Genomic DNA, 8,708 nt, shown 5'->3' with positions numbered 1-8,708 from the left:
CCCAAAGCTCTTGTTTTGGGTATGGCAATTAGTATTCCCCCAATAATTTCTATAATTGCCACCAATGGAAAAATCCACTTTATGGCTACTAAAGCACCCATTACATGCATCATTTCTTCGGACATTTCAGGCATAGGCATATAGTTGAAGAATTTATTTAAACCTGCGTTAAGCATCATCAAGCCAAACAGCACACATAAAACGGTAAGAATCTTGTTTTTCATTTTTTTTTGGTTTTGTTTTTCAGTGATGCAAATTTACCTAACTTTGATTACCAAATATAATCAGATACCCAAAGGTAATCAGTTACCTTTGGGTAATCACTTGACAAATACACGATGAAAAAAATGGAACATCACGAGTGTATGTCCAAATTATTACCTGTGAGGGATACATTGGATATTATCGGTGGAAAATGGAAAATCTTAATCCTGATTTCAATATGGGAAGGCAACAAACACTTTAGGGAAATCGAGAGAAGTATTCCCAAGCTAAGTACCAAAGTACTTTCCAGTGAATTGAAAGATATGGAAGCAAATCAATTGATTACACGCACAGTCATCAACGGTTTTCCGGTAAGGACTGAATATAAGTCAACAGCATATTCTGAGACCCTAAAAAGTGTAATAGCCGAATTGCATGATTGGGGAGTGAATCACCGGAAGAGGATTTTGGGCAAATAGTTGTATCAGTAAACAGTTTAATGAATGATTGTAGATGTTCAAAGCTCAATTCATATGCAATTTCACTTACGGATAACTTGGTTTGATTCCAGGCTTTTCAGAAAATGGAAACAAAACAAGTAATTTCCATCTTCTTTCAACAGTTTCTTGGATTGACAGCATTGTTTTGGGACAACCATCATTTGATAAGATCATATTGTTTTTAAATTTGGAACGAAAGAATAAACAATGCCAAAAAAGTCAAAACCTATTCCCGTAAACCCCATGACAGCCGACTTCGGCAGGGGTATTTTTGTGGAGAAGATGACCAGCGAAGATTTTCATATATACGAGCAATTTGAAGGATTTGACGATATTAAACAATCGCACAGGGACGAGTATCACTTATTCTTCTTACAAGAAAAAGGAACAACAACTATTGAAATTGACTTTCAGGAATATACCCTCAAACCTTCATCAGTTATTTTTATTTATCAAAATCAAGTGCATAGAACCTTGTCATTCAAGAATGCAACTGCAAGTATTTGGGCAATCAGTAATGAAAATCTAAATCCAGAATACCTGAAATTATTGGAGGAAATAGCTCCTGCAAAACCTTTGATATTAAAGCAGGAAACGTATTCGATTATCTCCGATGCGATATCGTTTTGCTTAAAATTAGCTGAGCGCAAAAATGAAAAACTATATAACTCTCTACTAAACGGAAGTTGCAATACCTTAATCGGGCTTGTTCTCTCACAGTATTTAGTCCAATCAAAACCAATTGACAAACTTTCACGGCATGAAATTGTAACCAAAGCCTTTAAGAAATTATTGGAGCGGAATTTTGTCACTGCCAAACGCCCGGTAGAATACGCCCGGCAATTGAACATTTCCTCACCTTACTTAAACGAATGTGTGAAAAATACCACTGGATATCCTGTTTCGCATCACATACAGCAACGGGTTATTTTGGAAGCCAAACGCTTGCTTTATCATTCGGATATTTCGGTAAAAGAAATTGCAACGGAATTGGGCTATGACGACTATCCATATTTCTCAAGGCTGTTCACCAAAGTTTCGGGAATGTCCGCCCTGTCTTTCCGAAACAAAAACCACGATTAGTCCAATACTTACCCTTTTCTTGCATTGTTTAGGATCCCCATTCATTGTTCCTTTGCATTAAAATTTAATGTAGAGAATAATGATTTCAAGCATACCAAAATGGGTTGGCGATTTGTTCGAAAGTGCACTTCGCCCTAACGCGAAGGCTTTAGAAATTTCCTATATCAGCCCACAGATTAAGAAAATACGTTTTCAGGGAGATCTATCAAAAATGAATTTTGAGATTGGCTACGCCAATGTAATTCGTGTCAGCGAAACTGAATACCGAAATTATTCTGCTGCTTATTACAACAAGGAAAAGGGAATAATTGATATCATTTTTCATATTCACGGTAACGGAGTTGGAAGCCAATATATAGATACCATAAAAACAGGCGATGAAATTTATATAAGTCCGCCAAGAGGAAAAAAGATATACGACCCAAATGTAAAACAGCAATTTATCTTTGGCGATGAAACTTGTTTGGGAGTGGCGAGTTCGTTTCTGCCTTATTTGAAAAAAAATAATCATCAATTTCAATTCTATTTTGAATTAGACGGAGAAAACAAAAATGTTACCGAACTTTTGGGATTGGAAAACTTTACTGTCTTCCCGAAAAACGGTTCATTCAGAAACGAAAAATGGATAAATAACTTGCCACTATTCAAAACATCTGAATGGAAAACAGCGGGTTTTGTACTGATAGGAAATGTAAAATCCGTTCAGACCTTCAGAAAGGTGCTAAAAAATAATATGTCGGGAAAAATCATAACCCAAGGTTATTGGCTTGAAGGCAAAAAAGGGTTGTAACGACTTGAATTTTCTACTTTGATTTATGTTTAAGAAGAGACTACACATTAACAGACAATGGAAAAAAAGAAATGTGAACAGATATTAGCAAGTAAAAAAATCAGCCCTACAGCTATGCGGATACTTACTCTTGACTTTTTGTTGGAACAATCTGCAGCAGTTTCACTTTCCGATATTGAGAATTATTTTTTTCACTCTGACAGGATTACACTATACAGAACATTAAAAACATTTGAAAAGAAAGGGTTAATACACAGTATTCAGGAAAACAACACAACCAAATATTCCTTGTGTCAAGACGCTTGTACGGAGAACTTTCATCAAGACAATCATCTTCATTTTTATTGTACACAGTGTATGGAAACGGTTTGCCTTGAACAAGTTGACTTGTCCGAAATTCAAGTTCCTTCAAACTTTAGCTTGCAACAGCTCCGTTTTTTTTGCTAAAGGAATTTGTGATAAATGCAATGGTTAAACAATGCAATATCATTGCACCGCACTTCATTATACTTTTGTTCTATCGATTTAATTTCTAAAAAAAATGGAACATAAACATAATTACGATACACAAGGCAAACAACTTTGCTGCACATTGGAAGATAAAATCTATACTAAAGCAGGGTCAGAAGATTTAACCAAGCATCAGCACGAACACAACGATGATGACGGACACGGACAGGACTATAGCCATAGCAAAAGTAGTTTGATTAAAACGTTCTTACCAAGTATTGTTTCATTGGTATTGCTATTTATAGCCATTGCATTGGATAATTGGTTTCCACAGCAATGGTTTACAGGTTGGGTAAGGATTATTTGGTATGTGGTGGCTTACATTCCTGTTGGCTTGCCAGTATTGATAGATGCGGTGAAAAGCATTGCCAAAAGAGATGTTTTCTCAGAGTTCTTTTTAATGGGCATTGCCACCATCGGAGCGTTTGCCATTGGCGAATATCCTGAAGGGGTTGCCGTAATGTTGTTTTATGCCGTTGGCGAAGTGTTTCAGTCATTGGCAGTAAAAAGAGCCAAATCAAACATCAAAACTTTGCTTGACCAACGCCCCGATGAAGTAACTATTTTAAGAAACAATCGGACGCAAACCGTAAAAGCAGAAAGCGTACACATTGGCGAAATTATCCAACTGAGACCTGGGGAAAAATTGGGTTTAGATGGAGAGCTTTTATCAGAAACGGCATCATTCAACACCGCAGCTTTGACGGGAGAAAGTATGCCCGATACCAAAGCCAAAGGCGAAACGGTTTTAGCAGGCATGATAAACCTGAACACTGTTTCACAAGTAAAAATAACCACAGCCTATACAGACAGTAAACTTTCTAAAATTTTGGAATTGGTACAAAATGCCACTTCTCAAAAAGCACCGACAGAGTTATTCATCAGGAAGTTTGCAAAAATCTACACACCTATCGTAGTGTTGTTAGCCGTTGCCATGTGCGTATTACCCTACTTTTTTGTAGCCGATTATCAGTTTTCTGATTGGCTGTACAGAGCTTTGGTTTTCTTGGTTATATCGTGCCCTTGTGCATTGGTCATCAGTATTCCATTGGGCTATTTTGGTGGCATTGGTGCAGCAAGCAAAAACGGGATTCTATTTAAAGGCAGCAATTTTTTAGATGCACTCGCCAACATCCAAAACGTGGTAATGGATAAAACAGGTACAATGACCGAAGGAGTTTTTAAGGTACAGGAAGTTGTTTTCGATAAAGCATTTGATCAGTCGGAAATACTGCAAATGGTAAACGCCTTGGAAAGTCACAGCACACACCCCGTAGCCACTGCCATTCAGGAATATGTTGGTACAGTAGACTACAATATCCGATTGCAAAATATAGAAGAAATTGCAGGACAAGGACTCAAAGCCGATATAAACCTATTTGCTGAACAGACAGGCGGAAAAGAATTGTTGGTTGGAAATTTTAAGTTGATGAACAAGTTTTCTATTGCTTACAACATTGACCCGAATAGCATAGTTTATACAGTAATTGCTGTGGCTTACGATAAAAAGTTTGTGGGGTACATCACGATTGCTGACAGCATAAAAGAAGATGCCCAATTTACAATTGATAAACTAAAATCACTCCATGTAAAAACCACCATGTTGAGTGGCGACAAATCAACCGTAGTGAAATTTGTTGCAGAAAAATTGGGAATCAATAATGCGTTTGGGGATTTATTGCCCGAAGACAAAGTCAATAAAGTAAAAGCGCTGAAAGCAAAAAATGAAACCGTTGCCTTTGTCGGGGACGGTGTAAACGATGCACCTGTAGTAGCTTTAAGTGATGTGGGCATTGCAATGGGTGGTTTGGGAAGCGATGCCACCATTGAAACGGCAGACGTGGTAATACAAGACGATAAGCCCAGTAAAATCCCTATGGCAATCAATATCGGTAAACAAACCAAAAGAATAGTTTGGCAAAATATTTCAATGGCATTTGTTGTAAAAGCTATTGTATTGATACTTGGTGCCGGTGGATTAGCCACAATGTGGGAAGCTGTGTTTGCTGATGTAGGAGTGGCATTACTGGCTATCCTGAATGCTGTACGAATACAACGAATGAAGACAAATTGAGTTTTGATTCAGTCAAAATGACGATTATGTCAAATGGTAGACTTTTTTCAGGTCATTATATTTCTGTATTGAGGGCGTTTGTTGATCGAATTGGCTCGTTCTGCCATCCAACAGACGATTTCATTGACAAATATGTCTGTCTATTTGAGCAGGCTTTTGGGGGACTCGTCATTGAGCAAAACACATGTGGCTGCGGCCCTTATTCCAATTCACATATTTCTAATTTCTTGCTTTTAAAATGAAGCTTAACCTGTTCTACTTTATCTTGGTTGTCACATATTAAACGAAGAATTTTATCACAATCATCAAGGTCAAAATTCCAATACCCTTTCCCAATTGTGAAGTTTAAGAATGATGATAGATCATTTACCAGTTTCGGGCTATCAACTGAGGTCTTGAATATATAGATCATTACTTGGTGGCTTTGATAGAGATTATACGAGGGTAATTGTGTTTATGATGCCTTGTTTATTCAAGACATCTTTGAAAATTTGTTCTCGAGATTAATAAGCCACTTTAAACGTTTTTCATGACTTACCGATTTTACAGAAGTAAAACTTATCCATTTAAGGTTTTTATATCCCATTGTTTTGAATACACTGTTGAGCATTGCCTTTCTGATTAAATTACCTATCAAGAAAGAATAGAGCCACCAAGGTTTGTTCATTGTGGTGATTACAGTAACACCTTTTAGCTTTTTCAAAAGAGGTACTAACCCGAAACCCCTTGGATGATGTTCGTAAACCTCTCCTGGCAATAAAGCCCTGTCAATGAATCCTTTGACATTTGCTGGCATTAAGTCCCACCAAATGGGAAAAATAAAGATAAGATGATCTGCTTGTTTAAGACGATTGTTATAGTCGATTACTTGCGGGTCAATCGTCTTATGTTCAACAAATGCCTTCAAATCCTCTGTTGACATGACAGGGTTGAACTTGTCATTGTCCAAGTGGATAAGATCAACTTCATGCCTTCCTTTCAATAATCCCTCTGTAACCGCTTCAAGAATGGCATTACAATAACTTTTTTCGTAGGGGTGACTATATACTATCTGTACTCTCATTTTTTGACTGTTTACTAACAGTGCAAATTTGAGTAGATGAAGAGTAATAGAACGATAACAATTGTTAAGAAATCACATGGCGATTTATAAACACAAAAATTAATCAACAAATCCGTGAGTAAATGACTTAGCGTCTGTTTCTTATGCGACTTAATGAAACAGGGGTTATTCCTAAATACGAAGCAATGTAATGCTGTGGAACTCGCTGAACGATATGTGGATGTTGTTTCAGAAGTTCTTCGTAGCGTTTTTGAGGGTTGTTTTTTAGAAATGAGTACAAAAATTGTTGTGATTGGAAAAGTCGTTTGTACAGATGCTCTTCCATTTCCTTTTTCAATTCAGGTGAACTTTCAATCATCATTTGAAAATCTGCTTGCGAAAGAGTTTGTAAGATAGTAGGTTCCAAACTTTCGATACTATAAAGGCTCGGCTGCTTTGTCCTGAAACTCTCTATTGAAGAAACGCGATCGCCCTCAAAGAAAAATTGTGTGGTGATCTCTGCGCCATTATTATTGACCCATGTCCGTAAACAGCCTTTTTCAATTAAGAACATGGTTTTTGAAATTTCCCCTTCCTTTAAAAGGGTTGTTTTGGCGGGGACTTCCAACCGATTAAATTGCTGTTTGAGTATGTCAAATACATTCGATTTCATTATGTATCTATTGTATGTTAGATGGTCAATTTAAAGATCAAGTGTAAGTATATATCGGAATTTCGAAGCGATTCACAATTGGCAAGTTCAGTATTGTAAGCATAACAATTTGGGGCTTATTTCATTTTCATTTGTAACATTTCTTTTCTAATCAATTCTTCTGAGATAAGCAATGCTTTTACCCTTCTTGTCAACAACGTATGTTGGGATGAACCCTTTTCGATTTTCTGCAAAGCTTTTTCACATTTATAAAGAAGAGAATGGATAGCCGTTTTTGCTTCTTCTAAATCTGCAGTGGTGTATGCGGTCATCTCGTTATCTTATAAACTAGTACCATCTAAATTAACGGTTTCTTTCATATTACATAATTTATTTCCAAAGTTGATGATTCTGATTTGTATGTTAACTGTAAGACCAAACAACATGACCTTTTAAAGTCTGGCAAAAGAGATTGCCGGGCTTTTTTCAAATTATTTCCCTATAATCTTTTTACGGTGCAGCAATCCCCAAAAATGAAGTTCGTCCAAGACTTTTTCAAGTGATTGACCATGTGGCGTGATCGTGTATTCGACCGTTGGGGGAAAAGTGCTATGTACATCCCTGCGGATAAGTTGGTTTGCTTCCAGGCTTTTCAGTTCTTTGGACAGTGTTTTGTCAGTAATCCCGTTGACTTCCCTTGAAATCTGCTTGAAACGCTTGGGCTTTTCAGACAAAGAAAACAAAATAAGCAATTTCCATCTTCCTTCAACCGCTTCCAGTGCGTCTTGGATTGACAGCATTGTTTTAGGGCAACCACCTTTTGACAACATATTCTATTGATTTTCAAATTACTTTCCATTTGGATAGTGCTTTCCAAATAGGAAGTAATATCATTTGGATAGTAAAGGTAGCTAAATTTGTCCCATGATAAAAAAAATAGCTATGACAGCAATATTGAAAACATCAAAGACACTTAACATTATCCTTTGGATAGCCCAAGGGCTTTTAGCACTGACCTTTCTCTGGGCAGGTTTTATGAAAATATTCCAACCCGAAGAGTTACCATTCCCTTGGATAAAAGACAACCTCGGTTTAGTATTAGCCACTGGTTTGGTTGATTTACTGGCGGGAGTTGGGATAGTATTTCCGGCATTGCTCCGTATCCAACCTAAACTGACCATTTATGCAGCTTATGGAATTCTTACCCTAATGATCGCAGCAAGCATTTTTCATGTTTCAAGGGGCGAAGCAAGCGACATTGGCTTTAATATTATTATGGCCCTTCTTGCCGTACTTGTTGCTTGGGGAAGACAAGGAAAAGTACCGATATCATCTAAAAACGAATAGCAGGCGATAATCGATTATGACAAATTTGTTTAAAAAAATGTTTTCATCCGGTCCCATACAACCCGTCATTTGAACACAAACAACCGACTTTTGGATACTTTTAATTTGATGGACTGTCCCAACTTTGTACCATCAAATTAAAAGAACAAAAAATGAAATTCACATTAATAACCGGTGCATCGGGTGGGATTGGAGAAGCCATAGCGCTGAAACTGGCATCAAGAAAACAAAACCTGGTGTTGGTAGCACGAAACGAAGCCAAACTAAAGGAATTGGCTGAACGGCTAACCAAGCACCATCAAATTTCGGTGGAATATATTTCGGCTGATTTATCTACAACAGGTGCAGCACAACAGGTTTTTGACGAAACGCAAAAACGCCATTTACAAATCGAAACACTCGTTAACAATGCTGGAATTGGTTCCGGTGGTGAATTTGCAGAATTGTCCTTGCAGTCAGAGTTGGATATGCTGCAACTTAACATATCGTCTTTGGTTGCACTCACC

At 37.3% G+C, this 8,708-nt stretch carries 12 protein-coding genes and 1 pseudogene; 7 read left to right on the top strand and 6 right to left on the bottom strand.

Annotation, left to right across the window (positions count from 1 at the left end; genetic code table 11):
• Nucleotides 1–224, bottom strand: a 224-nt coding sequence (locus tag ACFSKL_RS22175) for a DoxX family membrane protein (RefSeq protein WP_376889502.1), incomplete at its 3' end; no start/stop codon positions are given.
• 141 nt (nt 225–365) lie between these two features.
• Here ACFSKL_RS22175 and ACFSKL_RS22170 point away from each other — a divergent pair.
• Nucleotides 366–683 (top strand): winged helix-turn-helix transcriptional regulator, encoded by a 318-nt coding sequence (locus ACFSKL_RS22170; protein WP_376889455.1) that lies wholly within the window; start codon nt 366–368, stop codon nt 681–683.
• On the opposite strand, the pseudogene ACFSKL_RS22165 reads toward ACFSKL_RS22170, so the two are convergent.
• Nucleotides 682–765 (bottom strand): annotated as a pseudogene (locus tag ACFSKL_RS22165) (AraC family transcriptional regulator); the annotation flags it as partial. The gene ACFSKL_RS22170 and the pseudogene ACFSKL_RS22165 overlap by 2 nt on opposite strands.
• A gap of 146 nt (nt 766–911) precedes the next feature.
• On the opposite strand from ACFSKL_RS22165, the gene ACFSKL_RS22160 reads away from it, so the two are divergent.
• The 4 genes from ACFSKL_RS22160 (at nt 912) to ACFSKL_RS22145 (ending at nt 5,161) form a co-directional block, all read left to right on the top strand.
• Complete coding sequence (locus ACFSKL_RS22160) at nt 912–1,787, top strand: helix-turn-helix domain-containing protein (RefSeq protein ID WP_376889453.1); 876 nt, start codon at nt 912–914, stop codon at nt 1,785–1,787.
• Between the two features lie 79 nt (nt 1,788–1,866).
• Complete coding sequence (locus tag ACFSKL_RS22155; protein WP_376889451.1) at nt 1,867–2,577, top strand: FAD-binding oxidoreductase; 711 nt, start codon at nt 1,867–1,869, stop codon at nt 2,575–2,577.
• 57 nt (nt 2,578–2,634) lie between these two features.
• Nucleotides 2,635–3,024, top strand: a complete 390-nt coding sequence (locus tag ACFSKL_RS22150) for a Fur family transcriptional regulator (protein ID WP_376889449.1) — start codon at nt 2,635–2,637, stop codon at nt 3,022–3,024.
• 94 nt (nt 3,025–3,118) lie between these two features.
• Nucleotides 3,119–5,161, top strand: coding sequence for a heavy metal translocating P-type ATPase (locus ACFSKL_RS22145; RefSeq protein WP_376889448.1), 2,043 nt, complete (start codon nt 3,119–3,121; stop codon nt 5,159–5,161).
• Between the two features lie 472 nt (nt 5,162–5,633).
• Here the strand turns inward: ACFSKL_RS22145 and ACFSKL_RS22140 are convergent, their stop codons facing one another.
• From ACFSKL_RS22140 to ACFSKL_RS22125, 4 genes are all read right to left on the bottom strand, one after another.
• A complete protein-coding gene (locus ACFSKL_RS22140; protein ID WP_376889447.1) occupies nt 5,634–6,224 on the bottom strand; it encodes an NAD(P)H-dependent oxidoreductase in 591 nt (196 codons plus the stop codon).
• Between the two features lie 127 nt (nt 6,225–6,351).
• Nucleotides 6,352–6,876 (bottom strand): Crp/Fnr family transcriptional regulator, encoded by a 525-nt coding sequence (locus ACFSKL_RS22135; protein ID WP_376889445.1) that lies wholly within the window; start codon nt 6,874–6,876, stop codon nt 6,352–6,354.
• A gap of 116 nt (nt 6,877–6,992) precedes the next feature.
• A complete protein-coding gene (locus ACFSKL_RS22130; protein ID WP_376889443.1) occupies nt 6,993–7,187 on the bottom strand; it encodes a hypothetical protein in 195 nt (64 codons plus the stop codon).
• 159 nt (nt 7,188–7,346) lie between these two features.
• The gene (locus ACFSKL_RS22125; protein WP_376889441.1) at nt 7,347–7,655 is read right to left on the bottom strand and encodes a winged helix-turn-helix transcriptional regulator; all 309 of its coding nucleotides are present in this window, start codon (nt 7,653–7,655) and stop codon (nt 7,347–7,349) included.
• 124 nt (nt 7,656–7,779) lie between these two features.
• Here ACFSKL_RS22125 and ACFSKL_RS22120 point away from each other — a divergent pair, with 124 nt between their 5' ends.
• Together ACFSKL_RS22120 and ACFSKL_RS22115 are read left to right on the top strand one after the other, a co-directional pair.
• Nucleotides 7,780–8,202 (top strand): DoxX family protein, encoded by a 423-nt coding sequence (locus tag ACFSKL_RS22120; protein WP_376889439.1) that lies wholly within the window; start codon nt 7,780–7,782, stop codon nt 8,200–8,202.
• A gap of 152 nt (nt 8,203–8,354) precedes the next feature.
• Nucleotides 8,355–8,708, top strand: a 354-nt coding sequence (locus ACFSKL_RS22115) for an SDR family NAD(P)-dependent oxidoreductase (protein WP_376889437.1), incomplete at its 3' end; no start/stop codon positions are given.

This window comes from Belliella marina, from assembly GCF_042682445.1.
Taxonomy (GTDB): domain Bacteria; phylum Bacteroidota; class Bacteroidia; order Cytophagales; family Cyclobacteriaceae; genus Belliella; species Belliella marina.
Note: the sequence above shows the minus strand (reverse complement) of the source record. Positions and strands in the feature narration are given on the sequence as shown.